This window comes from Chromobacterium haemolyticum, from assembly GCF_009936155.1.
Taxonomy (GTDB): domain Bacteria; phylum Pseudomonadota; class Gammaproteobacteria; order Burkholderiales; family Chromobacteriaceae; genus Chromobacterium; species Chromobacterium haemolyticum.
This window is the reverse complement of record NZ_AP019312.1, coordinates 2,331,533-2,356,849: the sequence shown is the minus strand read 5'-3', so window position 1 is coordinate 2,356,849 and position 25,317 is coordinate 2,331,533. Positions and strand designations below refer to the sequence as shown.

19 protein-coding genes, 1 tRNA gene and 1 riboswitch are annotated in these 25,317 nt (G+C 64.3%); of the genes, 9 read left to right on the top strand and 11 right to left on the bottom strand.

Annotation, left to right across the window (positions count from 1 at the left end; all coding sequences use genetic code 11):
- Position 1: 1 nt before the first annotated feature.
- Positions 2–77 (bottom strand) — tRNA-Thr (locus GYH29_RS10635).
- A 45-nt stretch (positions 78–122) separates the two neighbouring features.
- Positions 123–662: a hypothetical protein gene (locus GYH29_RS10630; RefSeq protein WP_141113335.1), complete on the bottom strand. Its 540-nt coding sequence runs from the start codon at positions 660–662 to the stop codon at positions 123–125.
- 199 nt (positions 663–861) lie between these two features.
- Between GYH29_RS10630 and GYH29_RS10625 the strand changes: the two genes are divergently transcribed.
- Positions 862–2,073 carry a PP2C family protein-serine/threonine phosphatase gene (locus GYH29_RS10625; protein WP_019102319.1) on the top strand — a complete coding sequence of 404 codons (1,212 nt, stop codon included), beginning with the start codon at positions 862–864 and terminating at the stop codon, positions 2,071–2,073.
- A 72-nt stretch (positions 2,074–2,145) separates the two neighbouring features.
- Here the strand turns inward: GYH29_RS10625 and GYH29_RS10620 are convergent, their stop codons facing one another.
- On the bottom strand, positions 2,146–2,931 hold the full coding sequence (locus GYH29_RS10620) for an N-formylglutamate amidohydrolase (protein WP_161523674.1): 786 nt from the start codon (positions 2,929–2,931) through the stop codon (positions 2,146–2,148).
- 64 nt (positions 2,932–2,995) lie between these two features.
- A complete protein-coding gene (locus tag GYH29_RS10615) occupies positions 2,996–3,733 on the bottom strand; it encodes a class I SAM-dependent methyltransferase (RefSeq protein WP_161523673.1) in 738 nt (245 codons plus the stop codon).
- A gap of 93 nt (positions 3,734–3,826) precedes the next feature.
- Positions 3,827–3,989, bottom strand: a riboswitch (FMN riboswitch).
- An 83-nt stretch (positions 3,990–4,072) separates the two neighbouring features.
- On the opposite strand from GYH29_RS10615, the gene GYH29_RS10610 reads away from it, so the two are divergent.
- Together GYH29_RS10610 and hrpA are read left to right on the top strand one after the other, a co-directional pair.
- Entirely contained in the window at positions 4,073–4,438 is a 366-nt protein-coding gene (locus GYH29_RS10610) for a YfeK family protein (protein WP_107733063.1), read from the top strand.
- 85 nt (positions 4,439–4,523) lie between these two features.
- The gene (gene hrpA / locus GYH29_RS10605; RefSeq protein ID WP_161523672.1) at positions 4,524–8,459 is read left to right on the top strand and encodes an ATP-dependent RNA helicase HrpA; all 3,936 of its coding nucleotides are present in this window, start codon (positions 4,524–4,526) and stop codon (positions 8,457–8,459) included.
- 214 nt (positions 8,460–8,673) lie between these two features.
- Here the strand turns inward: hrpA and GYH29_RS10600 are convergent, their stop codons facing one another.
- The 3 genes from GYH29_RS10600 to GYH29_RS10590 form a co-directional block, all read right to left on the bottom strand.
- On the bottom strand, positions 8,674–9,990 hold the full coding sequence (locus GYH29_RS10600; protein ID WP_019100782.1) for an MFS transporter: 1,317 nt from the start codon (positions 9,988–9,990) through the stop codon (positions 8,674–8,676).
- A 67-nt stretch (positions 9,991–10,057) separates the two neighbouring features.
- The gene (locus GYH29_RS10595; RefSeq protein ID WP_052052191.1) at positions 10,058–11,299 is read right to left on the bottom strand and encodes a GNAT family N-acetyltransferase; all 1,242 of its coding nucleotides are present in this window, start codon (positions 11,297–11,299) and stop codon (positions 10,058–10,060) included.
- 80 nt (positions 11,300–11,379) lie between these two features.
- A complete protein-coding gene (locus GYH29_RS10590; RefSeq protein ID WP_043593151.1) occupies positions 11,380–12,180 on the bottom strand; it encodes an AraC family transcriptional regulator in 801 nt (266 codons plus the stop codon).
- Between the two features lie 137 nt (positions 12,181–12,317).
- Here GYH29_RS10590 and GYH29_RS10585 point away from each other — a divergent pair, with 137 nt between their 5' ends.
- From GYH29_RS10585 to GYH29_RS10565, 5 genes are all read left to right on the top strand, one after another.
- Positions 12,318–13,208 (top strand): DMT family transporter, encoded by an 891-nt coding sequence (locus GYH29_RS10585; RefSeq protein WP_081576343.1) that lies wholly within the window; start codon positions 12,318–12,320, stop codon positions 13,206–13,208.
- Positions 13,209–13,349: 141 nt separating this feature from the next.
- On the top strand, positions 13,350–14,129 hold the full coding sequence (locus GYH29_RS10580) for a class II glutamine amidotransferase (protein WP_161524579.1): 780 nt from the start codon (positions 13,350–13,352) through the stop codon (positions 14,127–14,129).
- Positions 14,130–14,196: 67 nt separating this feature from the next.
- A complete protein-coding gene (locus GYH29_RS10575) occupies positions 14,197–16,002 on the top strand; it encodes a putative nucleotidyltransferase substrate binding domain-containing protein (protein ID WP_161523671.1) in 1,806 nt (601 codons plus the stop codon).
- The gene (locus GYH29_RS10570) at positions 16,002–16,610 is read left to right on the top strand and encodes a 3'-5' exonuclease (RefSeq protein WP_019100776.1); all 609 of its coding nucleotides are present in this window, start codon (positions 16,002–16,004) and stop codon (positions 16,608–16,610) included. Before GYH29_RS10575 ends, GYH29_RS10570 begins: the two co-directional genes overlap by 1 nt.
- Positions 16,611–16,714: 104 nt before the next feature.
- Positions 16,715–17,578 (top strand): alpha/beta fold hydrolase, encoded by an 864-nt coding sequence (locus GYH29_RS10565; RefSeq protein WP_161523670.1) that lies wholly within the window; start codon positions 16,715–16,717, stop codon positions 17,576–17,578.
- On the opposite strand, the gene GYH29_RS10560 is transcribed toward GYH29_RS10565, so the two are convergent.
- Positions 17,579–19,390, bottom strand: a complete 1,812-nt coding sequence (locus GYH29_RS10560) for a sigma-54-dependent Fis family transcriptional regulator (protein WP_161523669.1) — start codon at positions 19,388–19,390, stop codon at positions 17,579–17,581. It lies immediately after the preceding gene.
- Between the two features lie 374 nt (positions 19,391–19,764).
- On the opposite strand from GYH29_RS10560, the gene exaC reads away from it, so the two are divergent.
- On the top strand, positions 19,765–21,285 hold the full coding sequence (gene exaC / locus GYH29_RS10555; protein WP_019100764.1) for an acetaldehyde dehydrogenase ExaC: 1,521 nt from the start codon (positions 19,765–19,767) through the stop codon (positions 21,283–21,285).
- Between the two features lie 62 nt (positions 21,286–21,347).
- Here exaC and GYH29_RS10550 read toward each other — a convergent pair whose 3' ends face one another.
- The 3 genes from GYH29_RS10550 to creD form a co-directional block, all read right to left on the bottom strand.
- The gene (locus GYH29_RS10550) at positions 21,348–23,546 is read right to left on the bottom strand and encodes a phosphocholine-specific phospholipase C (protein WP_161523668.1); all 2,199 of its coding nucleotides are present in this window, start codon (positions 23,544–23,546) and stop codon (positions 21,348–21,350) included.
- 17 nt (positions 23,547–23,563) lie between these two features.
- Positions 23,564–23,740: a hypothetical protein gene (locus GYH29_RS10545; protein ID WP_161523667.1), complete on the bottom strand. Its 177-nt coding sequence runs from the start codon at positions 23,738–23,740 to the stop codon at positions 23,564–23,566.
- Between the two features lie 172 nt (positions 23,741–23,912).
- Positions 23,913–25,262: a cell envelope integrity protein CreD gene (gene creD, locus GYH29_RS10540; RefSeq protein ID WP_019100761.1), complete on the bottom strand. Its 1,350-nt coding sequence runs from the start codon at positions 25,260–25,262 to the stop codon at positions 23,913–23,915.
- Between the last annotated feature and the right edge of the window lie 55 nt (positions 25,263–25,317).

Below are 25,317 nucleotides of genomic sequence, written 5' to 3'. Positions count from 1 at the left end.
TTGGTGCCGGCGGCAGGAATCGAACTCGCGACCCCCTGATTACAAGTCAGGTGCTCTACCAACTGAGCTACACCGGCGAAGAGAGGCGTATTATGTCGCGCCTCACTGGCTTTGGCAAGCTGTCAGTGCATCTTTTTCTGCACTTTTTTATGCGGCTTTTTGGCGCCTTTGCTAACCGGTTTGTTTTTGCTGGTTTTTTTGACCGAGGCCTTGTGCGGCGAGCGCTTTGCGGCTTTGACTGCATGACGCGGTTTTTTCACGGTTGATTTTTTGACCGTCGATTTTACCGCTGGCTTGACTGCCACCTTGCCGTGGCGCGCTTGTTTGGCGCTGATAGCCTTGGCTTGGCGCTTGCTCTGCTTGGCGGATTTCGCTTTGGGCTTGCCTTTGGCCTGGCGCGCCGGCTTGGCTTGTTGGTTGGAACGCACGGGTTCGGCGGTCTGAACGGTTTTAGCGGGGGCGGTCTTGCGTGCGGGCTTGCTCGCTGGAGCCATCTGAACATCGCCCGGCAGCGGCATGTCTTCTGGTTCGGCCAGGCTGGCCGGGCTGATCAGCGCCAGGCTCAAGGCCAGCGCAATGGTGTGCGTTGCAAATTTCATGATAAGGGATCTAATGCTCTCTGGAATGAAACGGGCCGCGCGTTGCGCCGCCAAAACCCGCATACTAGCACGGTGTTTCCCGCGTTTAGGCGGAAATTGATCGCAACGGGCAACACTTACCCCACAGGACGGACTGATTTTATTACCACAGCGCGCCATCCCCGCACCCGTATGCTATATCCACAGAGTAATGCCAATGTAATTGGCGCTACTCTCGGTTTCTCCGCTTGCTTTCCCTTTCCTGATACGCAATGGAAACAGCATGCATCAGCCCAAAATTTTGTTGGTGGACGATAGCGCCACCAATAGCCTGATGGTTCGTACCTTTGTCGAAGACTTAGGGTATCAATGCGATCTTGCCTGCAATGGTAGGGAAGCCGTTTCCATATGCAAGGAGGTCGACTACGACCTGATCCTGATGGACATCATCATGCCGGTGATGAACGGGCTGCAAGCCACGATGGAGTTGCGGACACTGTTCGGCGAACACTGGGTTCCCATCATTTTTCTGACGGGCCTGAGTCAGCAAAAAGATCTGATAGAGGGGCTCAAAGCAGGCGGTGACGACTACCTGACCAAACCAGTCAGTCCGGACTTGTTAACGGCCAAGATCCAGGTGTTCTTGCGCATCGCCCAAATGCAGCGGCAGATCAACCAGGATGCGGTGCGCCTGGAACGCTACTTCCTCAACAATGAACGGGAACAAAGTTACGCGCTGGAACTGATTGAACGTCTGAACCGGCAGCAATTGGAGCTGCCCTCGCACGTCTGGCGCCATTTACGCCCCGCCTCGCAGTTCAACGGAGATCTGGTCTGCTATGCGCGTTCCGGCGGACGAGAATACTTGATGCTGGCCGATTGCACCGGCCACGGCCTAACCGCCGCGATCAGTGCTATTCCTGCAGTGGAGTGCTTTTACGACCTTGCTCAGGAACAAGCCGCGCTGGGCGACATCGCCGCGGCGATTAACGACAAGCTGCACCGCCTGCTCCCTTTTGGCCGTTTCGTGGCCGGCATTATCATTTCGATCGACGCGGCCGCCCAATGTCTGCAAGTCTGGAACGGCGGCATTCCTTGCGCGCTGATGTTTGATCCGCAGGGTCGCAAGATCAAGCAGTTCCGCTCTGAGCACCCTCCTTTAGGGATTTTGGCGGCGCGTCAGTTCGACCGCTCGCTGGAAACCAGCGTGTTGCGCCCGGAGCATGCGCTGGTCGTTTGCTCGGACGGAATTACCGAGGCTCAGGCAGACAATGGCCGAATGTTTGGCCTGGACGGCGTAATCAAAGCGGTTCAGGCCGGCTGGCCGGGCCGGGTCGGCAATACCGTACTGCAAGCGTTGCAACGGCACCGTCAAAATGAAGCCATGCTGGATGATGCGTCTCTATTGGTGGTGCGTTCGCCTGCGCATGCGAGCAAGCCTGAGGGAGATTCCGGACACGAGGCGAAGGACCGATCTCGCTGGCACGACGCCTGAGAGGCTGTTCAAGTCTGCTGTGCTTCGTCAGGCTATGGCTATGAAGACGACTAGGCTTGAAGCGCCGCTGCCTCATTCCTCAATTTCGCGCGCATAGCGCACCAGCGCCTGCAAGAGCTGGGCGAAGCGGTGCGCAGCCAGGTTGCTGTCCGAAGGCGTGAGCCAGGTGCTGCTGATTTCCAGTTGGATGGCCGGCACGCCCCGCCGGGAAGCGAACTTGGCGATGGTCTGGTGCTTGGACGCGGCAAAGTAATTATCCGAAACATTCAGCACGCCCTGTTGCCGCAGGCTTAGCTCCAGTCGTTGCTGCAACTCCGGCTTGCCTAGCAACGAGGCCCCGTTCAAGGTGCCGAAGTCCACGTCGTAAGGCCGGTATGGATGGCTGCCGTGCAGGTCCAGCACCAGGATGGGGCGCTTGTCGGCAATCAGCACCGCCAGCTTGCGTTTGAAGGCGTTGTCGTCATCGTAATTGGGATCGGCCGGCGAGGCGCGGGTGGTGTAGATCGCGGTGGCGCCTGCCAGTTGGTGCAGCATCGCCGCCAAGGCCGCGGTGCCGCCGCCGTCGGAGAACCGGTATTGGCCTTCGCGAAACGGGCTGGTGGCGTGCGGCGCGGTCACGATGATGGGGAGCGTCCCCTCCCGCACAGCAAACCAAGGCTCGCCGTTTTGCGGCGGCTGGTCCTTGGCGGCGTCCGCCGCCTGTTGCAACTGGATGGCCTCTACAATGTGAGCGGGTTCGATGATGGCCCGCGCAGGCGGCGATTTGCCGATGGAGGGCGCCATCGACAGCGCCAGGACCAGAACCCCTACTGCCAGCTTGACTCTCACCGCTCCCCTCCCCGTAAACACGAACCGCATGCTCGATCTTTGCTGGACCGGGCCGGCGCCGCTTGGTTCTGCGCACCGGCTCGGAATAGCGGCGCTAGAGCACAGGCTTCCGCGCAGTGAGCAGCAACAGGGCCGGGCGGCGCGCGTGCGGGCGCAAACCGTCCTGACGCGCCATCGCCCCCTCGTCCGGCGCGGGCTCGCCCAGATGAAGCAATTGGAAACCGGCGCCTGACAAGCCGGCCACATAACTTTCCACCGTGCGGTGATGCTTGATCACGCCGTCGACAAACCAGCGGGTTTCGCGCGCGCCCTGCTGAAAATACGCGTCCAGCGTCCAATGCTTCTGCCGCCCGGCCTCGTCCAGCGCCCAACCTTGCGGGCTTGCGGTGCAAACCGGATGCTCCACCGTCAGCGCGAACACACCGCCGGGCCGTAAAGCGGCGAACACGCGCGCCGCCACTGCGGCGTAATCCGCCACGTAATGCAAGGCCAGCGACGACACCGCCAGATCATAAGCGCCCGCAGGCGGCTGAAAGTCCTCGATGCCGGCGCACAGGTATTGAATGTCGGAATCCCGAGTGCGCGCTCTCGCCTGCTCCAGCATGCGTTCGGACAAATCCACCGCGGTGACGCTGGCCGCGCCTTGGGCGCGCACCCAACGGGCGAAATCGCCAAAGCCGCAGCCCAGGTCCAGCACATCGGCGCCGGACAGCGGCGGCAGCGCATCGCGCAAGGCGGGCTGTTCCAAGGCGCCGTTCAGGCCGCTATCGTTGTCGCGCAAAGCTTGGTATTGGGCGAAAAAGACCGGATGGTCATAAATGTTTTGCTGCATTTGGAGGCTCCGTAAAGACTTAAGGGAAGCGCTCCAGGGCGACGCGCGGCTATGCCGACGCGCAAAAGCGAGCCCAGCCGTTCCCGGCTTGGCGCGCGTCTTCTCTCATCCGGACTTTCACCGTCGGCTTCGGCTTCGCACCGAATCTGCTGACCCGCGCATCGTGGAAACGATGGCGCGGCGCTCGCGGGCTCGCCGCCGGCATGCGCCGCGGCTTACCGCCGGTGGGGAGTTTCACCCCGCCCTGAAGACAGGCACAGGATAAAGGCGGCGCCAGGGTTGGACAAGCCCGGCCGCATCGCGCATAGTCTGCGCATTCTGATTGCGATGGAGCAAGGCATGACCCTGAAACCGCCAGTCTGGCTGGCTTTTGTCCTGAGCGCCGGCACCGCCTTCGCCGCGCCGGCGCCGGCAGCCCAAACCGAGATCAATCACCTGCTGGACTATCTGGCCAAATCCGGCTGCGAGTTCAATCGAAATGGCAGTTGGTACGGCTCCAAGGAGGCCCGCGACCATCTGAACGACAAATACCAGTATCTGCTGAAAAAAGACTGGGTCAGCAGCACGGAAAGCTTCATCGAGCGCGCGGCCACCCAGAGCAGCATCAGCGGCAAGGCCTACCAAGTGCGTTGCGGCGCGGCGCAGCCGGTGGCCAGCGCCGCCTGGCTCAAGGCCGAGCTAAGCCGCTATCGCCAGCGGAAATAGCGGGCAGGCCGGGAATCCCGGCCTGCCGCAGCGCCACGCAGCTGTTATAATCGCCGCTTTCCTGTAATCCAGTGTTCTTTTCCCGATGACTGCTGCCCAGCTGCTGGCCCAACTCAAGGCCGACCTGCCCTCCTGCCTGATCCGCGATCGCCACGTTTTGCGCCGCAAACTGAGCGACGCCGCCGAGCGACTGAAGAAAAACCAGCCTGCGGACAAGCAACTGGCCGACATTCAGGCTCAGATCGAACGCTCCGCCGCCAAGGTGGCCGCGCGCCGCGCCCACCTGCCCAAGCCCGACTTCGACGACGCCTTGCCGGTCAACCAGAAACTGGCCGACATCAAAACCGCGATCGAGCGCCACCAGGTGGTGATCATCTGCGGCGAAACCGGCTCCGGGAAAACCACCCAACTGCCCAAAATCTGCCTGGAGCTGGGCCGCGGCGTGCACGGACTGATCGGCCACACCCAGCCGCGTCGTCTGGCCGCGCGTTCAGTAGCCAGCCGCATCGCTCAAGAGCTGAAATCCACGCTGGGCGAACACGTCGGCTTCAAGGTCCGCTTCACCGACAAGCTCTCGGAAAAGTCCGTAATCAAGCTGATGACCGACGGCATCATGCTGGCGGAAACCCAGACCGACCGCTACCTGGAAGCCTACGACACCATCATCATCGACGAGGCGCACGAACGCAGCCTCAACATCGATTTCCTGCTGGGCTATCTGAAACAGCTGCTGCCGCGCCGGCCGGACCTGAAGGTGATCGTCACCTCGGCCACCATCGACGCCGACCGCTTCTCCCGCCATTTCGACGGCGCGCCCGTGATTGAAGTCTCCGGCCGCACCTATCCGGTGGAAGTGCGTTACCGCCCGCTGGCGCAGCGCGACGAAGACGAGCGCGAAGTGGAAATGGAAGGCGCCATCGTCGACGCCGTCGACGAACTGTCGCGCCAGGGCCCGGGCGATATGCTGGTCTTCCTGCCTGGCGAGCGCGAGATCCGCGAAACCGCGGAAAAGCTGCGCAAGGCCGGCATTCGCGGCTACGAGATCCTGCCCTTGTTCGCGCGGCTGTCCAACGAGGACCAGCAGAAGATATTCAAGCCGTCCGGCGGACGCCGCATCGTGCTGGCCACCAATGTGGCCGAGACCTCGCTAACGGTGCCCGGCATCAAATACGTGATCGACACCGGACAGGCGCGCATCAACCGCTACAGCCCGCGCGCCAAGGTGGAACAGCTGCAAGTGGAGAAAATTTCCCAGGCGGCGGCGCGTCAGCGCGCTGGCCGTTGCGGCCGTGTCGAGGCCGGCATCTGCGTGCGCCTATACAGCGAAGATGACTTCAATCAACGCCCGGCGTTCACCGATCCTGAAATCGTCCGCTCCAACCTGGCCGCGGTCATTCTGCGCATGGCCGCGCTGCGGCTGGGCAAGGTGGACGCCTTCCCCTTCCTGGAAGCGCCCAGCAGCCGTCTGATCGCCGACGGCTACCAAGTGCTGACCGAGCTGGGCGCGGTGGACGACAAGGGGGAATTGACCAGCGTGGGCAAAGAGCTGGCGCGGATTCCGGTGGACCCTAAGGTGGGCCGCCTGCTGCTGGCCGGCCGCGACTTCGGCTGCGTGCGCGAAGTACTGATCATTGCCGCCGCCTTGAGCGTGCAGGACCCGCGCGAGCGGCCGTTCGAAGCGCGCGAGGCGGCCGAACGCGCCCAGGCGCGTTTCAACGACGAGAAGTCAGACTTCCTGTCCTTCTTGCACCTTTGGGATTTCTTCTCCGACGCGCTCAAGCACAAGAAATCCAACCGTCTGCTGATCAACACCTGCCACGAGCACTTCCTGTCCCACCTTCGCCTGCGCGAGTGGCGCGAACTGCACGCGCAGCTGGCCGACATCGCCAGCGAGCTGGGCCTGATCAAGCGCGAACAGGCCCACGCCGACGCCGAACAGCCGGACGCGCAGATGACGCAGAAAAAGCGCCAGCAGCTAGACGCCGTCGCCTATGAAAACCTGCACAAAGCGCTGGTAACCGGCTTGATCGGCAATCTGGGCATGAAAAACCAGGAAAGCGACGACTACCAAGGCACTCGCGGCGTTAACTTCCACGTGTTTCCCGGTTCCGGCCTGAAAAAAGCCAAGCCTAAATGGCTGGTGGCGGCGGAACTGGTGGAAACCACCCGCCTTTACGCCCGCTGCGTGGCCAAAATCGAGCCTGAGTGGGTGGAAAAGCTGGCGCCGCACCTGGTCAAATACCACTATTTCGACCCGCACTGGGAAAAGAGCCGCGGCGAAGTAGTGGCCAGCGAGCGCGTCACTCTCTATGGCCTGACCCTGGTGCCGCGCCGGCCAGTGAGCTATGGCCGCATCGCGCCGGTAGAAGCGCGCGAGCTGTTCATCCGCGGCGCGCTGGTGAATATGGACTACGTCAGCAACGCGCCCTTCTTCCAGCGCAATCAGCAATTGATCCGCGAAGTGGAGCAGCTGGAACACAAGGCCCGCCGCCAGGACGTGCTGGTGGACGAGGAAGCGCTGTTCGCCTTTTACAGCGAACGGATTCCGGCCGAAGTGGTGGACGCCGCCAGCTTCGAGGCCTGGCGCAAGGAAGCGGAAAAGACCGACGCCAAGCTCTTGCATCTGACGCGCGAAGAACTGATGCGCCACGCCGCGCAGCATGTCACCGAAAACCAGTTTCCGGAATGGCTGGAGCTGGAAGACGGCCGCCTCAAGCTGCGTTACCGCTTCGAACCCAATCACCCGCTGGACGGCGTCACCCTGGACGTGCCTCTGGCCATCCTCAACCGCTTGCAACCGGCGGCTTTCGAATGGCTGGTGCCCGGCATGGTGCGCGAAAAGCTGCAACAGCTGATCAAGGGCCTGCCCAAGCAAATCCGCCGTTGCTGCGTGCCGGTGCCGGACTTCGTCACCCGTTTCCTTAGCGGCAACCCGGACCCGCAACAGCCTATCGCGCCGCAGCTGGCGCGCTTCATCCTGCGCGAGACCGGCGGCGTCAAGGTGGACATCGACGATTTCCGCGCCCAGGAGCTGCCGGCTCACCTGCTGTTCAACTTCCGCGTCATCGACGACGGCAAGCAGGAAATTGGACTGGGACGCGATCTGCTGGCGCTGCAAAAGCAGTTCGGCCAGGCCGCCCAACTGACTTTCCGCGATACGAGCGCGGAATTCGAGCGCGACGAGGTCAGCAGCTGGGACTTCGGCGAACTGCCGGAAAGCATACAGTTTGCCCGCGGCCGCCAGCAGTTGACCGGCTATCCGGCCTTGACGCTGGAACAAGATAAGGTGGCGATTCGCCTGTTCGACACTCAGCTGGTAGCCGAGCGCCATCACCGCCAGGGCGTGATCCGCCTGCTGCAGCTGCAGTTGAAGGAACAAATGAAGCAGCTGTCCAAGGGCCTGCCCGGCATGACCCAACTGGGCCTGCAGCTGCGCGCAGTGGCCAATATCGACGAATTATTGGCCGACGCCATCGCCTGCATCTGCGACCGCGCTTTCATTGGCGACGACGCGCTGCCGCGCAACGAGAAAGCCTTCAACGACCAGAAAACCCGCGCCCGCACGCGCTTGCCGGCTGTCATTCAGGCGGTGACCCAGTACCTGGGTCAAGTGGCCGCGGAATACGGCCCGCTCAGCGTCAAGATGCAGAAACACAAGCTGGGTTACGAGTTGCAGCAGCAATTGGCCAAGCTGGTTTACAAGGGTTTCCTGGCCGCCACGCCGTGGAGCCAGCTGCCCCATTTGCCGCGCTATATGCGCGCGATGGGCCTGCGCATGGACAAGCAGCCGGCCAACCCGCAGCGCGACGGCCAGCGCGGCGCGGAAATCCGCGATCTATGGCAGAAATGGGAAACCCGGGTGGCAGAGGACAACGAGGCGGAAGGCGCGTCCCAGGCCCTGCTCGATTTCCGCTGGCAGATCGAAGAACTACGCGTCAGCCTGTTCGCCCAGGAGTTGAAAACGCCGTACCCGGTATCCGCCAAACGGCTGTTGAAGCTGTGGAGCGAGCTGCCGCGCTAAGAACTTGTTCAAGGTCTGCTGCGCTTCGGCGATACGGCGTTGAAAGCGACTTCGAAATGCTCATGTACCCTATGTACATTCCGCTTTCTCAGCCGTTTTCGCCTTGTCTCGTCCTTGCTTGCGAGACTTTGAACAGACTCTGAGCCCCAGAACCCGAACTCGCACGACAAAACGGCGGCGTCGATAAGGACGCAGCCGTTTTCCCATGCGCGCTTCAATGCACCGGATGGGACAAGCCCGGCTTATCGCCCCAGGCCAGCAAAAACAGGCCCATCGCCAGGCCAAGCAGGCAGAAAATCATCAGATAGCCGGCCAGCGCCAGCGAACTCGCCTCCATCCACACCGACAGCAGCACCGGCGTGAAGCCGCCCACCACCGCGTAGGCCACATTGTAGGAAAAAGACAGGCCGCTAAAGCGGATGGGCGCGGGGAAGGCGCGCACCATCAGATAAGGCACCGCGCCGACGATGCCGGCGGCAAAGCCGGTCAGCGTGTACAGCGGGCGCAGCCAGCTCGCGTCCTGCCCCATGGTCTGATAGAAACACCAGCTGCTAACGCCCAACAGCAGGCTGCCCACGGTAAACACCGGCCCGCCGCCAAAACGGTCCGCCGCCAGGCCGGCCACAATGCACCCCACGCTCAGCGCGACAATGGCCAGGCTGTTGGCGAACAGCGCCTCCACCGGCGGCACGCCGAACTGCTTTTGCAGAAAAGTGGGCGTCATCAGGATCACCACCACAATGGTGACCGACAGCATCGCGGTGGCCGCCATGGACAGAGCCATGCCAAGGCGATGGCCCCGCAGCGCCGCCTTCAGGGGCAGTTCGGCGGACAGCGCCTTGCGCGCCTGCATTTCGCTGAACACCGGAGTCTCGTGCAGCCAGCGGCGCAGATACATCGCCACCAGGCCGAACACCCCGCCTATCAGGAAGGGAATCCGCCAGGCGCCGTCCTCCAGCTGCTGCGGCGTGAAAGCCAGATTCATCGCCATCGCGATCAGCGAGCCAAACAGTATACCTATCGTCAGCCCCGAGGTGATGATGCCGCAAGCCAGGCCGGTGCGGCGCGACGGCGCGTGCTCGGCGACGAAAACCCAGGCGCCCGGCACCTCCCCGCCAATGGCCGCGCCCTGCAACACGCGCAACAGGAGCAGCAAGATCGGCGCCCACACCCCTATGCTCTGATAGGTGGGCAGCAGGCCCATCGCCAGCGTAGGCAGCGCCATCAACACGATGCTGAGCGTGAACATGCGTTTGCGGCCGAACAGGTCGCCGAAGTGCGCCATGACGATGCCGCCCAGCGGACGCGCCAGATAGCCGGCGGCGAAGATGCCGAACACCTGCAATTGACGCAGCCAGCCCGGAATGTCCTGCGGAAAGAACAGCTTGCCCAATACCAGGGCGAAAAACACGTAAATGATGAAATCGTAAAACTCAAGCGCCCCGCCCAGCGAGGCTAGGCCCAGCGTCTTGCAGTCGTTGCGGTTCAGTTTTCGCGTGTGCGCCGCTTCGGCGCTCGCGGTTTGAGTCATATCGGGTCCTTTCAGCGACCAAGATCGCAATCGCCCTCCCCGCCGCGCGGCGCGAAGGGCTGCGCGTTTATTTTTTGAAGGGGTTGATCGTCGGCGCGTCCTCGTGCTGGACAATGCCGAAGCTGCTGCGGATCAGCGAATTGAGCATGGGCTGGCGATGGCGTATCCACAGCGAAGTCGGCACCGGCCGGCAGCCCATTCTCGCCTTGGGCTCCAACGCGGTGCGCCCAAAAATAACCCGCCGTCCGCCGGCGGCCAGCGCCGACTCAATCGCCGAATGCAGCAGGCGCAAATAGAGCGGCAGCTCCTTGGCCGCGGCGCGATCAAAGCCGATCTGCGCGGCGGTGATCTCTTCGCCGTTTTTCAGGATCAGCAAAAAGCCCAGCAGCGCGCCGTCGCGCCACAGGCCGCGCAGCTCCGCCCGCTCCGGCCCCAGCGCGGCCATCCGCCGCCAGTATTCCGCGCTCACCGTGACCGGCCGCAATGTGGCGTTGTCTTGCACCGCCAGGTAGAGCAGCTGCATCCGCTCCGCCTGCGCGTCCACCTGCTGCGGCGTCATCACGCCGATTTCGCAACCGGCGGCTTCTATCGGCTTGAAAATCTGCTGGCGGATGCCGCTGCGGTATTTGGAGGTCATGCCGGCCAGGTAGTCGTCGTAAACACGCCAGTCCTCGGCCAGCGGCAGCACCATATTGGGCTCTGTTTCCAAGGTACTGTAGCTGAGCTTGCCCAGCGCCCGACTGTCTTCCCGCGCTGTTTCGTCCATGTCCTTGACCAGCACGAAGTCGATCTGGCCGTTGAGCTTCTCCGCGCGGCGGATGCGGTAGAGCATCTCCGCCACCGCCTGCCAACGGGTCTGCGGGTCCAGGTCCTCGGCGAAAGCCGCGCCGTCCAGGCCGTAGCTGAGCATATTGCCGCAGACCAGCAGCCGTTGCCGCAGCTTGGGCTTGAGATTTTGCGCCAGCGCGGCGCGCAGCGAACCTTCCGGCCGCGGTCCGGGGTGAGCGTGCATGGTTTCCAAGCTCACCTCCAATAGTTGCATCGCCACCGCCGCCACTGGCTCGCCGTCGCGATAGGCCAGCGCGTAGCGCACGTCGAAGTTGGCGAGCCCGGACTGCTCGAGCGCGCGCCAGTAATCGCGGGACATCAGCAACCCGTGCCGGGCCGCCAGTTGATCCCAGTGCTGCCCGTTCAGGAAGTCTATGCGCTCGGAAAAGGCGAAATTCAGCGCGCTGGCCTGCCGCAAACGGCGGCGCAGCTTCCAGCCATCGCCCAGTTGGCGGGCCAGTTGTTTGATTTTCTTGCTCATGGCTTGGGGCGTAGAAGACTGGTTCTATGATTGACAATCATTCCAGTGTGCCGCAATGCCAATAGGGCAACAAGCCTCCCTCAATGCGCGCCATCGGTCAGCAAGCGTCGGTAGCGCTCCGGGGAATAGCCTAGTTGCTTGTTGAACATCGCAATGAAGGCCGACGCGGTGCCGTAGCCCAGGTCGGCGGCGATGTCCTGAACCGGACGCCCTTCGCGCAGCCAGGCCAGGGCCCTGAGCAAGCGCACCCGGTTGCGCCACTGGACAAAGCTCATGCCCAGTTCGCGTTGAAAATGGCGCGCCAGCGTGCGCTCGGTGCCGTGCACCCGCTGCGCCCACTGCGCCAAGGTGGCGGCATCGGCCGGATTGTCTCGGATGGCGGCCAGGATGGGCGCCAATTGACGATGGCGGCTGTCCGGCAGATAGCTGTCCTGGTGGCCGGCCTGGGACAGCCGCGCCAGCAGCAGTTCGGCTTGGCGCTGGTCCCACGGATCCCGAACGACAGTGACGCCGCGCTGGCAGAAGTCATCCAGCAGCGCTCGCAGCAAGGGCGTTTGCGGAATCAGGCAGGGATGGGCGGGCAAGCGGGCGGCCTGTTCGGTCCCGACATAGACTGAGGTGTAGCGCATGGCCTGACGCACCGAAGCGGAATGGCGAACCCCGGCCGGCACCCAGATCAGGAACTCCGCTGGAGCAGCCAACGCGCGCTCGGCCTGACCAGGCTCGATCAAGCTCAACTCTATCACGCCCAGACTAATGCAGTTCAACTGACCCCAGGGATGGCTGTGCGGCGAAAACTCCGTTTGCGGCGTCAGCTGGTCGTAGCGCAGATGGATTGGCGTCGGTTCCGGCAAGCCTTGGTCCAGTTCTGAGTAGTCCAATTTGTCGGTTTCCCGCTATCGTCTTGTCTGTTTTGCATTATATGCATTGAATCAGACAGCGGTACACTGCCTACTGTTAATGCTTTTCTGTACTCTCGACCGCGCGTCGGAACGAGAGCCGCATCCGGAGCCATCCCATGTACTCATTGTTTCCCATGCTGGCGGTGATGATCTGGTCCGCCAACACCGTGGTGTCCAAAGCCGCGGCCCATGCGCTGGATCCCGCCGCCATTTCCTTCTACCGCTGGTTATTGGCAGCCTTGATTCTCACCCCGCTGAGCCTGCGGCCGGTGCTGCGCCAATGGCGCGCCATCAGACCCTGGCTGGGCCGCTTCGCCATATTGGCCGCGCTCGGCATGGTGATGTACCAATGTCTGGCTTATTACGCCGCGCACAGCACCAGCGCCACCAATATGGGCGTGATCTGCGCCTTGATCCCGCTGCTGGGTCTGGCGCTGAACGCGACCGTCTTCCGTCAGCCCACCGGCGCGCACGCGTTGTTCGGCGTGGCGGTGTCCTTGCTGGGCGTGCTGTATCTGCTGGGCCAGGGGCGGCCGATGGACCTGATTAGCGGCGGCGTGAACCGCGGCGACGCGCTGATGCTGGCCGGCTCCGTCTCCTACGCGCTGTACGGCATTCTGCTGCGCCGATGGGCGCCGCCGTTCGGCAGCTGGACCAATCTATACATCCAGGTATTGCTGGCCGTGCTGATGCTGGTACCGGTGGCGATGAGCGCGGACAGCCTGGCGGTGCCGCCGCAAGGCGCCGGCCTGGTCGCCTTCGCCGGCATCGCCTCCTCGGTGCTGGCCCCCTATCTGTGGATGCGCGGCATCCAGAGCCTGGGCAGCGAGCGCACCGCCATCTTCATGAATCTGCTGCCTTTGTTCACCGCCTTGATCGCCAGCGCGCTGCTGGGCGAAACCATCCACGATTACCACTGGCTGGGCGGCGGGCTGATCCTGCTGGGCGTCAGCCTGAGCCAGGGCGGCTGGGCCAAATTGCGCGGCCTCGCCCGTTCCACGGCCTGAGCACCCATTCCGCCGCCGCGCCCGGGCTCCACGGCCGGCGCGGCGGGATTGCCGCGGCCCCGCTTATCGCCTAAGCTCTGTAACAAAACCGCAGCCGGCGCGGCCGGCCATGACAACCTCTCAACCGTGGAACCCAAAACCATGTGCCAGTTGCTGGGCATGAATTGCAATACTCCAACCGACATCCTGTTCTCCTTCGAGGGCTTTCACCGCCGCGGCGGCCAGACCGACCACCACGCCGACGGCTGGGGCATCGCCTTTTTCGAGAACAAGGGCTGCCGCATCTTCCTGGACGACAAACCGTCCGTGGAATCGCCGGTGGCTCACATGGTGCGCAACTATCCGATCAAGTCGGAAAACGTGATCGCCCATATCCGCAAAGCCACCCAAGGCGAAGTCAACCTGGCCAACACCCATCCCTTCATGCGAGAGATGTGGGGGCGCTACTGGATCTTCGCCCACAACGGCAACCTGGAAAACTTCCAGCCCGATGCCGGCTGCCATTACAACCCGGTAGGCGGCACCGACTCCGAACGGGCGTTCTGCCACCTGATGGAGCGGCTGCGCGCCAAATGGTGCCAGCAACCGCAGCTGGACGAATTGTTCGCCGAAGTGGCGCGGCTGGCGGGGGAAGTCTCCAGTCACGGCGTGTTCAACTTCATGCTGAGCAACGGCGAGGTGTTGTTCGCCCACTGCTCAACTCATCTGCACTACATCATCCGCCAGGCGCCGTTCAACACCGCGCATTTGGTTGACGACGACGTCAGCGTGGATTTCGCCTCGGTCACCACCCCGCACGACCGCGTGGCGGTGATCGCCACCCAGCCGCTGACCGACAACGAAAGCTGGACGCAACTCGTCCCCGGCGAGCTGCTGCTGTTCCGCGACGGCTCCCCGCTGTCGCAACACCTGCCCGGCTGAACGCCCGCCGACAAGCCTTTGCCGCCGGTGTTATGCTGGCGGCAATGTCTTGTTCTACGAGGCCGCCATGCAGCGATTCGACTTCAGCCACGCCCCATTCGACACCCTGAACCCGGACGAGCGCCTACGCCTTGAGGCTTGCGCCGACATCCTGTTCTACGCCAACGAGCAAACCGTGCTGGCGCCGGACGCGCCGGTGACGGCTCTGTACGTGGTGATCAAGGGCGTGGTGAGGGAAATGGCCGGCGACGAGATCGTCGCGCTGTACCGGGCGCAGGACGGCTTCGACGCCCGCGCCACCGCCGCCGGCCAGACCTCCCGCCGCTTCATCGTGCAGGAAGAGGCGTTGCTCTACAGCCTGCCGCGCGCGGAAGTGCTGGCACTGACCGAGAGCAACCCTCGCTTCGGCGCCTATTTTTACGCCAGCGTGTCGGAAAAGCTGGGCCGGCTGGCCCAGCGGGCGGGCCAGCGCGAACTGCAAACCTTGCTGGCGGCCACAGTGCGCGACGTCGGCGGCCGCCAGCCGGTGTTCGTGGATGGCGGCGCCAGCCTGCGCGACGCGGCGGCGGCGATGAAAGCGCACAAGTCCAAGTCCGTGCTGCTGCGCGGCCACGGGCGGCTGGGAATCCTAACCACCACGGACTTTCGCGACATCGTGCTGAACGGCGTGTCCTCGGACGCGCCGGCGGCGGAATACTGCCAGTACGAACTGCTGACCATAGACATCGACGATTTCCTGTTCAACGCCCTGCTGCTGATGACGCGCCGCAATCTGCGCCGCCTAGTGGTGACCGAGCACGGCGAGCCGGTGAGCATGCTGGCCCAGGTGGACGTGCTCTCCTACTTTTCCAACCACTCCCACCTGATCGCGCAGCGGCTGGAACGCGCGGCCACGCTGGACGAACTGGCGGAAGTGGCGGAGCAGATTCCGCGGCTGGTGCGCATCCTGTCCGGCCACGGCGTCAAGGCGCTACAGCTGGGCCGGCTGGTGCAAAGCCTCAACGCCCGGCTGTTCGCCCGCGCCTGGCGGCTAATTGCGCCGCCGGAGTTGGTGGCCAACAGCTGCTTGCTGGTGCTGGGCTCGGAAGGACGCGGCGAACAGATCCTCAAAACAGACCAGGACAACGCGCTGCTGCTGCGCGACGGCGCGCCGTGGCCGCAACTGGAAGCCAGCTGTCAGGCCTTTTCCGCCGCGCTGGCCCGTTTCGGCTACCCGCCCTGTCCCGGAAACATCATGCTCAGCCACCCCGATTGGCGTTTCAGCGGCACCGAGCTGCGCGATCGCCTCCACCGCTGGGTGCACAGCCCGGACGGAGACGCCTTGATGCGGCTGGCCATCTTCGTGGACGCGGAAGCCGTCTGCGGCGACCCGGCGCTGCTAGAGGACGCCCAAAACTATCTACGCGCCACCCTGCGCGACGACGCCGGCTTCTTCTCCCGTTTCGCCCGCGCCATCGAACAGTTCGACACCCCGCTGGGCCTGTTCTCCCATCTGCAAACTCGCGATCGTGACGGCCGCGCCGCGCTGGACCTGAAAAAAGGCGGCATTTTTCCTCTGGTGCACGGTATCCGCGCGCTGGCGCTGGAATATGGCGTGAGCGAAAACAACTCGCAGCAAAGGCTGCAGGAACTGGTGGCGCAGGGCCGGCTGGAGCGGGGCTTGGCCGAGGACGTGGGCGAGGCGCTGTCCTATCTGATGCAGCTGCGGCTGGATCAAGGGCTGGAGCGGCTTGCCGCCGGCAAACCGGCCGACAATCTACTGGAGCCGGAAAAGCTGTCCTCGCTGGAACGGGACCTGCTCAAGGACACGCTGGGCGTGGTCAAGCGGTTCAAGGCGCAGTTACGCCACCATTACCGGCTGGGCAGCTTCTGATGCTCACCACCCTGCTGCGCCAATGGCAGCGACGCCGGCTGCGCGATCCGGCTTACGCAGAGATGTATCGGGAGCACCCGGACGAACTGGTCAGCCTGGACTGCGAAACCACCAGCCTGAATCCGGCGGACGCCGAACTGCTATCCATCGGCGCGGTCAAGTTGCGCGGCAACCGCATCCTCGCCAGCGAGGCGCTCTACCTGCTGGTGCGCCCGGAACAAGCGCCCCAGGCGGACAATGTGCGCATCCACGGCCTGCGGCCTATCGATGTCAGCCAGGGCTTGGCGGCCCAAGACGCCGTGCGACGGCTGCTGGATTTCATCGGCGGCCGGCCGCTGCTGGGCTATTACCTGGAATACGACCTGGCGGTGCTCAACCGCTACGTCCGCCCCTGGCTGGGCGTGCCTCTGCCGCAGCGGCGCATTGAGATTTCCGGCCGCTATTACGACTACAAGCTGAGACAGAACCCGGACGCCCACATCGACCTTAGGCTGGCCAGCATCTGCCAAGACCTGGACATGCCAGCGCCGCCGCGCCACGACGCGCTCAACGACGCCATCAACGCGGCCATGCTCTACCTGGCGTTGAAACAACGTGGCTATGGTTGAGCACGCAGCGAGAGGGGCAAACCGGACAGAGCATGGCGACTTGCCATTGCCCATCAGGCTGATAGCTTATCTTCTGCACCGCGAACAACCTTGGAGGCATTGGCATGCACTCGAGCCGAATCCAGCTACCAGACGGCGAACACACTGTTGTTGAATGGCACGGCGCTTCGGAACAAGCTCCGCAAGGCGTAATCCTGTTCTTGCCGGCGTTGGGCGTCAACGTGTCCTACTATCGCGCGCTGGGCGCGGCCTGGGCGGCACGAGGCTATTGCGTGGCGGCGGCGGAAATCCGTGGCATGCGCCAAAGCTCGGTGCGGGACGTGCGGTGCCAGGATTTCGGCTACCGGGAGGTGTTGGCTGATGTCGCCCACCTGCGTCAACAACTGAGCGAACAGACCTCTGGCCGGCCCCTGATCCTGGCGGGGCACAGCCTGGGCGGACAATTCGCCCTGCTGCAAGCCTGCGAGAATCCGGCGGAGGTGGCCGGCGTGGCCTTGCTGGCTGGCGGCTCCAACTACTTCCGCGCCATGCCCGGCGCACTGTCCGCCTGGAAACGAGGCTTCGGCCTGCGGCTGATCCAACAACTCAACCGCAGCCTGGGCTATTTCCCCGGCGACAAGCTGGGCTTTGGCGGACGACAGCCGGGGCGGCTGATCCGTGACTGGACGCAGGAAGCCTTGCACGGCCGTTACCGGCTTGAAAACAGCGACGCCGACTACGAAGCCGCGCTGCGGCGGCTGGAGCTGCCGGTGCTGCTGCTGTCCTTGTCAGGCGACCGCTTCGTTCCCCGCAGCTGCGCGGATTTTCTGGCCGACAAGCTGGCGCGCGCCAGCGTGACGCAGCGGGAATTGCAGGCCGCCGATCACGGCCTGCGCGCCTTCTCCCACTTTGCCTGGGCCAAGACCCCGCAACCGGTGCTGGACGCGTTTCAGGCTTGGCGGGAACGGCTGCCCAACGCGGCGACCTGACTAGCGCCCTCCGCCGCGCAGCCGCCGGTACACCGTGCTGCGCGCCACCCCCAGCTCCGCCGCCGCGCGGCTGACATTGCCCTGACAGCGCGCCAGCGTCTGCTCGATCAAATCGTCGCGGCCGGCGGCCAGCGTCGGAGAGAGGGTGGCCGCTTCGGCGCGGCAGCCGGCCGGCAGGTCCTCGATTCCCAGTTCCGCGCCGTCGTCGGCCAGGGCCAGCATGGTGCGCAGCGCGCTGTGCAGCTGGCGCGCGTTTCCCGGCCAGCTGCAGGCCTGCAAAGCCGCGCGCAGCGGCCCGCCCAAGCGCACGCCGCGTTGTTCCGCGCCCAGTTCGTCCCACATCTCGTCGATCAGGCGCGGCAGGTCGCCGCGCTCGCGCAAGGGCGGCAGCCGTACCGGGTAGTCCTGCAAGCGGTAGAACAGATCGGCGCGGAACTCGCCGGACGCCGTCATCGCCGCCAGGTCGCGATGGGTGGCGCAAATCAGCGCGAAGTCCACCGCATGCGTTTGACCTCCCCCCAAGGGCGTGACTTCGCGCTGCTGCAAGGCGCGCAGCAAGCGCGCCTGCATCGCCGCCGGCATATCCCCCACCTCATCCAGGAACAACACGCCGCCGCTGGCTTCGCGCAGCTTGCCCGCCATGCCCTTGCGCCTCGCGCCGGTGAAGGCGCCCTCCTCGTAGCCAAACAGCTCCGATTCGATCAGCGCCTCGGGGATCGCCGCGCAGTTGACGGCGACGAAGGGGCCGCGGCCGCGCCGGCTGGCGGCGTGCAAAGCGCGAGCGAACACCTCCTTGCCCACACCGGTTTCGCCCAGCAGCAATACCGGGATGTCGGCGTTCAGCACTTTGACGGCGCGCTGCAACTCGGCAGAGGGCCGCGCCGCCGCCTCGGTCTTGGGCGTTTGACATTCGGCCAAGGCCTTGCGCGCCGGAGGCGTGATACGCAGATGAAAATGCTGGCCGCGCCGGCTAAGCCGCGTCCGCAAGCCGTCGGCCGGTTCCAGCTCGCCGTCGAACAGCTGGCCGAAGCGCACCCGGCCCAGGTCCGCCCAAACCAGGCCCAGCCAGGCCAGCGCGCAGCTGTTGGCTTCCACCAGCACCTCATCGGCGAAAACCAGCACGCCTTCGCGCGGCGACCCCAGCAAAGCGTGGTTCAAATGGAAGCGCACCAGCCAATGCTCGGAGGCCGATCGGGCCAGCCAGCGGTGTTCAATCTGGCGCGCGGCCAGCCTCACCAGGCCCAGCGCGTGCGCGTCATGGGCGCGCGCGTCGCTGCTGATGTTCAGCGCGCCGGCCAGGCGGCCGTTGGGCGCGAAAATGGGCGCGGCCGAGCAGGAAATCCCACCATTGCTGGCCAGATAGTGTTCCCCGCCGTTCACCTGCACCGCCGCGCCCAAGGCCAGAGCGGTGCCGATGGCGTTGGTGCCTCGCTCCCGCTCGCCCCAGGCCATGCCGGGCAACAAGGCCACCTGTTCCGCCTTGGGCAAAAAGCCGGGGCAGCCGGCGGCGTTGAGAATCACGCCGTCGGCATCGCTGAGCAGCACGATGCCGCGGCGGTCGATGACTTGCTCCCCCAGCCCGTCCAGCTCGGGCTGAGCCAGCCGCAGCAGCAGCCCGTTGGCCTCGCGCAGCGCGTTCAGCGCCGCGCCCTCCAGGCCGTCCTCTTGCCGCGCGGCCTGCGGCGGCAAAGCTTGTTGCCGGCAACGCTGCCAGGACTGGGCGATTTCGCCCCTGAGCCCCGCCGGCGCCAGTCCTTGCTGGAAGAAACTGCGGCGAGCCCGTTCCACGGGCAAAGCGATGGGATGATCCATGGTGAACTCCCTCCGGACATGAAAGCCGGCGCAAGGTCTCGCAAATGCCGCGAGACGGAACGAAGACGGTTGCGGCGACGGATGAACCCGCGCGTCACCTTAACATGCGGCGCGCCGGGACCGGCGTCGCATCGAGCGCGACACTGTAGCGTTTTGCAACAACTTGCGCCGCGTCCAATGGGACAGGTGGCCCGCCTGGCGCTTGGCGCGCCATGCCGCGCCGCAACGCGTGATGGACAGAATAGCCGCATACGCTGGGCATACCGTGTTTTGCACCGCAACACGCACGCCAGACCTCCGCCACTGGCACGCTTTCTGCTGAGCCACTGCCGCCGCCGCGCGGCAACCGGCTTATTCATAACAGGAGAAACACCATGCGTTACGCTCACCCCGGCACGCCCGGCGCGCTGATCGCCTTCAAGCCTCGCTACGGCAACTATATCGGCGGCGAGTTCACGCCTCCGGTCAACGGTCAGCATTTCACCACCACCTCGCCGGTCAACGGTCAGCCCATCGCCGAGTTTCCGCGTTCCGACGCCGCCGACATCGACAAGGCGCTGGACGCAGCCCACGCCGCCGCCGATGCCTGGGGCCAGACCTCGGCGCAACAGCGTTCCTATCTATTGCTGCAAATTGCGGACCGCATCGAGGCCAATCTGGAAGTGCTGGCCGTCACAGAAACTTGGGACAACGGCAAGCCGGTGCGCGAAACGCTGAACGCGGATATCCCGCTGGCGGCCGACCACTTCCGCTACTTCGCCGGCTGCATCCGCGCCCAGGAAGGCACGGCGGCGGAGATAGACCACAACACCATGGCCTACCACATCCACGAACCCTTGGGCGTGGTGGGCCAGATCATCCCGTGGAACTTCCCCATTTTGATGGCCGCGTGGAAACTGGCGCCGGCGCTGGCCGCCGGCAACTGCGTGGTGCTGAAGCCGGCGGAACAAACCCCGTTGGGCATTGCCGTGCTGATGGAGGTGATAGGCGACCTCCTGCCGCCGGGCGTGATCAACGTGGTGCACGGCTTCGGCAAGGAGGCCGGCCAGGCGCTGGCCACCAGCAAGCGCATCGCCAAAATCGCCTTCACCGGTTCCACCCCGGTGGGCCGCCACATTCTGCAATGCGCGGCGGAGAACATCATTCCGTCCACCGTGGAGCTGGGCGGCAAATCGCCCAATATCTTCTTCGAAGACATCATGCAGGCGGAGCCGTCCTTCATCGAGAAAGCCGCCGAGGGCCTGGTGCTGGCTTTCTTCAACCAGGGCGAAGTCTGCACCTGCCCGTCGCGCGCGCTGGTGCAGGAATCCATCTACCCGGCTTTCATGGCCGAGGTGATGAAGAAGGTAGCGGCGATCAAGCGCGGGGACCCGCTGGACACCGATACCATGGTGGGCGCCCAGGCTTCGCAACAGCAATTCGATAAAATCCTGTCCTACCTGGACATCGCGCGCCAGGAAGGCGCCGAGGTGCTGAGCGGCGGCAAGTTGGAGCCGCTGGAAGGCGGGCTGGCGCAAGGTTATTACATCCAGCCCACCCTGCTGAAGGGCAATAACAAGATGCGGGTATTCCAGGAAGAGATCTTCGGCCCGGTGGTCAGCATCACGACCTTCAAGGACGAAGCCGAAGCCATCGCCATCGCCAACGACACCGAGTTCGGCCTGGGCGCCGGCGTGTGGACCCATGACATCAACCGCGCCTACCGCGTTGGCCGCGCGATCAAGGCCGGCCGGGTGTGGACCAACTGCTATCACCTCTACCCGGCCCACGCGGCCTTCGGCGGTTACAAGAAGTCCGGCATCGGCCGAGAAACCCACAAACGCGCGCTGGACCATTACCAGCAGACCAAGAACCTGCTGGTGAGCTTCGACCGCAAGCCGCTGGGTTTCTTCTAGTCCTTCCATCAATGAAAAAGGCGGAGCCGATCAGCCCCGCCTTTTTCATTCGCGCCATCCGTTCAAGCCGGCGGCGTCCACTGATCGCCCACTGCCGCCCCGCCCATCGCCGGGTCGCTGTAGCCGTCGCGTCCGGTTTCCACCCGTCCGGCAAAACGGCGGCTGAAGCCAGGGAAGATCGGCGCGCTGACGCTAACGTCATACCAGCCGTAGCTATCCTTCAAGATCCAGTTCAGCACCGCTTCGCCTTGCGGCCCCACGACAACGCGCTGCGCGTCGGTCTTGGCATAAGCGTTGGCGCGCACCCGGAACTCGCAGTTCTCGCGGCCGCTATTGTGCAGCTTCAAGTAAACGTCGCCCGCGGCCGGATCGTAGCAGACCTGGATTTCCGGCTGCGCCTTGCTTACACGGCCCAGTTGGCCGGCGTCGCCGGTGAAATGGCGATGGAAGCCGTTGGGCCCCAGCACCCACAGGTCATAAAGATTAGCGTCGTAATTCACCCTCCATAACCCGGACAGCTGCTTGCCGGCCTCCACCGCGTAGCGGCGCGGCGGCGCGTCCAGATGACGGCGGTCGTAGACATGGAACACCGCCGTTGCCTGGCCGCTATTGGCGAAGATCAATTCCACCGTGCCGGCGTTGCCGTCCACGCGCGCGCTGGCGTGCAATTCGTAGGGCAAGGCGCGCGAGCGGCGCAGGCCGCTGGCCTGGACCGGCAGCTCCGGCAGCGCCGGCGCGCTGGGCTTGGTGCGGCCGGGCAAGGCTCGCGCCCGCGCCGCCAGCGCGGCGGTGGCCGGCAGTTTGGGCAGTTCCGCGTTGGGGTTGACGAAGTCGAAACAGGACAGCAGATCGCCGCATACCGCGCGTCGCCAGGCGCTGACATTGGGTTCCTTGACGCCGAAGCGCTGCTCGATGAAGCGGATCACCGAGGTATGGTCGAACACCTGGGAATTAACCCAGCCGCCGCGGCTCCACGGCGAGATCACATACATCGGCACCCGCGGCCCCGGCCCGTAGGGCACATGGATCAGGTCCGCGCGCTCGTTGCTGGTTTCGCTGCTGCGCAGATGGTGGTATTCGCCTTCGGTGGCCACGGTGGAGCCGCCGGCCAGCACCGCCTTGGCCGAATCCGGATCCCAGCTTAGATAGCTGGGCGCGGCAGGCGGCGGCACGTGGTCGAAGAAGCCGTCGTTCTCGTCGAAGTTGACCAGGAACACCGTCTTGCTCCACACCTCCGGATTGGCGGTCAGCGCGTCCAGCACGCGGGCGGTGTAATCGGCGCCCTGCGCGGGACTGGACGGCCCCGGATGTTCCGAGCCGTCGGCGGTGGCGACGATGTAACACACTTGCGGCAGGCGGTTGGCCAGCACGTCCTGACGCAGATCCTCCAGCGTCCAAGTGGACAAGCCCTTGCTCTTGAGCGCGGGCTTGGCGCCGGCCTCGCCGAAGTAAGCGGCGCGGAAGCTGCGGAAGCCGGCCACCGGGTTGTCGGTGAAGTTATCGGCCATGTCCTGATAGATCTTCCAGCTCACCCCGGCCGCTTCCAGCCGCTCGGCGTAGGTGGTGAAGGTATAGCCGCCCTTGGGGTTGTAATCGACAGAGTCGTAGGCGTTCGCGATCACCGGACCCTTGCCCTGTTGCAGCGGGTCGTTGCCGCCGCACCACAGGAACACGCGATTGGGATTGGTGCCGCCCTGGAAGGCGCAGTGATAGGCGTCGCACAGGGTGAAGGCGTTGGCCAGCGCGTACTGGAACGGCAGGTCCGCCTCCTTGAAATACCCCATGGAGTGGTTCTGCTTATAGGTGGGCCAAGCGTTCATCGCCCCCTTGCCCCAAGCGTATTGCGCGTCCGACCACACATGCGGCGTGCCCTCCACCCGCATATAGGCGAAAGTCTGCGCGGTGTTGAGGTGGAACGGCGCCACCACGCGCGGCGGGATGGCGCTGTTTCCCTGGTTGGTCTGATACCAGACGGTCTTGCGCTTGAGCAAGGCGCTGTCGGCCAGCGGCAGCGGGAAGCGGTCGCCAAAGCCCCGCACCCCGGCCAGGCTGCCGAAGTAGTGGTCGAAGGCGCGATTCTCCTGAGTCAGGATTACGATGTGCTCGACATCCTGAAGCGTGCCGGTGCGATTGTTGGCAGGAATGGCCAGCGCGCGCTGGATGGAGGCCGGCAACAAGGACAGCGTCAGGGAGCTGGCGGCCAACGCGCTGCCGCGCTTGATGAACTGGCGGCGGGAAGTGGAAACGGGGGTGTCGGTCATGGCGGGCTCGTACGGGTTCAGGGCGCGCAGCGGAGCTTGGCCGGCGGCTTGGTTTGATTGGAATTGCCGTTGCCCGGTTGGCCGGCGTTGTCCTGCTTGTCGCCCAGGCAGCCGGCAAGCGCGGTCGCCAGCAGAAAGGCGGCCAGCCGGCGCGCCCAACGGGCGGACCTTGGCGAGAGAGTCGTAAGCGTCATCGGAGTGCAGTCGTCTTGTGGCGGCGCGCCGCGCCGCGATGAAAAACCAAGGGCCCGGAAAGCGGAACCCGGGCCCTTGCCCAGCCCGGCTGCGATGCCGGGCGGGAAAACAATAGCGAGAACGCGTTACCTGATGATGGCGGTTTTGTGAAACCGAGAAATCATGATGTCGTCAAGGCTGCGGCGGTGCCGGCGGCGCCTCCTCGTTCCGCGCGGAGAAGCGATACCAATCCAACCGCCGGGTCAGCGTCATGATAGCGGTCAGCGCGGCGAAGAGCAGCAGGCTGCCCAGCAGCAAGGCGTTGTCTTCGGACTGCAACAGGCCGTACAGCACCGCGTACAACAGGCTGAGCAGTCCGGCGAAACCCAGGCCGCGCTTCCAGCCGCCCAGAATGTGGCTGACGTAGAAGCCAATCTGCCCAACGCAGGCCGTCGCCGCCAGCAGATAGGCCGGCCCAAAGCCCAGGTGCTCGGACAAGGCCAGCAAGACCAGGAAGAACATCACCAGCGCCATACCCACCAGCACGTACTGGATGGGATGCACGCGCAGGCTGCGCAGCGTTTCCAGCAGGAAGAAGGACAAGAAGGTCAGGCCGATGAACAGCACCGCGTATTTGACCGAGCGCTCGTTCTGCTGATATTGGTCCACCGGCTGTACCAAGCCGGTACTGAAGGACGGCAAGGCGCTCAAACCGGATTTCCCGTCGCTGAAGGCGGCCTGCTGAAAACGGTCGTTCAGATTATTGGCGAACCAGCTGCTCTCCCATTGCGCCTTGAAGCCCTTGGCGTCCACATTGCGCTGCACCGGCAGGAAATTGCCAATAAAGCTGGGATGCGGCCAGTTGGACGCCAGGCTCAGCGTGCTGCTCTCGCCCACCGGCACATAACTGATGCTGCGCGTGCCTTGGAGGTTGAGTTGAAAAGCGAACGGCAAGGTCTGCGCCTTGGTGAAATCCAGCAACTGCGGCAGCGGCGCGTGTATGCCCTCGCTCATCCGCGGCAGCCCGGCGCCGGCCGCGAATGGATGCGCCTTGCCGCCAGCGCTCAGTTGCGGCACTTTGCCGATGCCGCGCGGATCGCTGATGCCCACCGCCAGATAAGGCGTTTTCAGCTGAATCGACGGCTTGAGCAGCTCGGGCTGCGGCGGAATCTCGAAGTGGCCGCTGAAGCCGGCTTCGCTGCCAAAAATCAGCGCCTGGTAAATGCCCAACGAGCGCGGACTGACCTTGAGCTTGCCATCCACCGCCAACTGGCGCGGCAGCACGTAGCGCTCCAGCTCGTGCTTGACGCTTTGCGTCTTGCCGTTCTGTTTCTCCTCCACGGTTTCCACATAGGGAATCACCAGCACCGGGCCGATCACGGTCTGCTCGCCGCTGGTGCTGGCCACCACTTTTTCCACCGCCTCTTCCTGGTAATGCTTGCGCTCGGAGATCAGGTTGCTGATCGCGCTCACCGGCACCAGCAGCGCCAAAGACAGCGCCAGCAGGATCAGGATTTTGGTCAATAAGGGGTTTTTCTTCATCGCTTGCCTCCTGGTTTCATCACGGGAGACAGCGTAAGCCTGGAGAGTGAAGCGG

Coding starts and splice junctions, on each gene's coding strand:
- hrpA (WP_161523672.1), top strand. CDS start 4,524: ATGACTGCTGCCCAGCTGCTGGCCCAACTCAAGGCCGACCTGCCCTCC.
- GYH29_RS10565 (WP_161523670.1), top strand. CDS start 16,715: ATGCACTCGAGCCGAATCCAGCTACCAGACGGCGAACACACTGTTGTT.
- GYH29_RS10625 (WP_019102319.1), top strand. CDS start 862: ATGCATCAGCCCAAAATTTTGTTGGTGGACGATAGCGCCACCAATAGC.
- GYH29_RS10585 (WP_081576343.1), top strand. CDS start 12,318: ATGTACTCATTGTTTCCCATGCTGGCGGTGATGATCTGGTCCGCCAAC.
- GYH29_RS10615 (WP_161523673.1), bottom strand. CDS start 3,733: ATGCAGCAAAACATTTATGACCATCCGGTCTTTTTCGCCCAATACCAA.
- GYH29_RS10570 (WP_019100776.1), top strand. CDS start 16,002: ATGCTCACCACCCTGCTGCGCCAATGGCAGCGACGCCGGCTGCGCGAT.
- GYH29_RS10600 (WP_019100782.1), bottom strand. CDS start 9,990: ATGACTCAAACCGCGAGCGCCGAAGCGGCGCACACGCGAAAACTGAAC.
- creD (WP_019100761.1), bottom strand. CDS start 25,262: ATGAAGAAAAACCCCTTATTGACCAAAATCCTGATCCTGCTGGCGCTG.
- GYH29_RS10630 (WP_141113335.1), bottom strand. CDS start 662: ATGCGGGTTTTGGCGGCGCAACGCGCGGCCCGTTTCATTCCAGAGAGC.
- exaC (WP_019100764.1), top strand. CDS start 19,765: ATGCGTTACGCTCACCCCGGCACGCCCGGCGCGCTGATCGCCTTCAAG.
- GYH29_RS10560 (WP_161523669.1), bottom strand. CDS start 19,390: ATGGATCATCCCATCGCTTTGCCCGTGGAACGGGCTCGCCGCAGTTTC.
- GYH29_RS10620 (WP_161523674.1), bottom strand. CDS start 2,931: ATGCGGTTCGTGTTTACGGGGAGGGGAGCGGTGAGAGTCAAGCTGGCA.
- GYH29_RS10610 (WP_107733063.1), top strand. CDS start 4,073: ATGACCCTGAAACCGCCAGTCTGGCTGGCTTTTGTCCTGAGCGCCGGC.
- GYH29_RS10595 (WP_052052191.1), bottom strand. CDS start 11,299: ATGAGCAAGAAAATCAAACAACTGGCCCGCCAACTGGGCGATGGCTGG.
- GYH29_RS10580 (WP_161524579.1), top strand. CDS start 13,350: ATGTGCCAGTTGCTGGGCATGAATTGCAATACTCCAACCGACATCCTG.
- GYH29_RS10575 (WP_161523671.1), top strand. CDS start 14,197: ATGCAGCGATTCGACTTCAGCCACGCCCCATTCGACACCCTGAACCCG.
- GYH29_RS10550 (WP_161523668.1), bottom strand. CDS start 23,546: ATGACCGACACCCCCGTTTCCACTTCCCGCCGCCAGTTCATCAAGCGC.
- GYH29_RS10545 (WP_161523667.1), bottom strand. CDS start 23,740: ATGACGCTTACGACTCTCTCGCCAAGGTCCGCCCGTTGGGCGCGCCGG.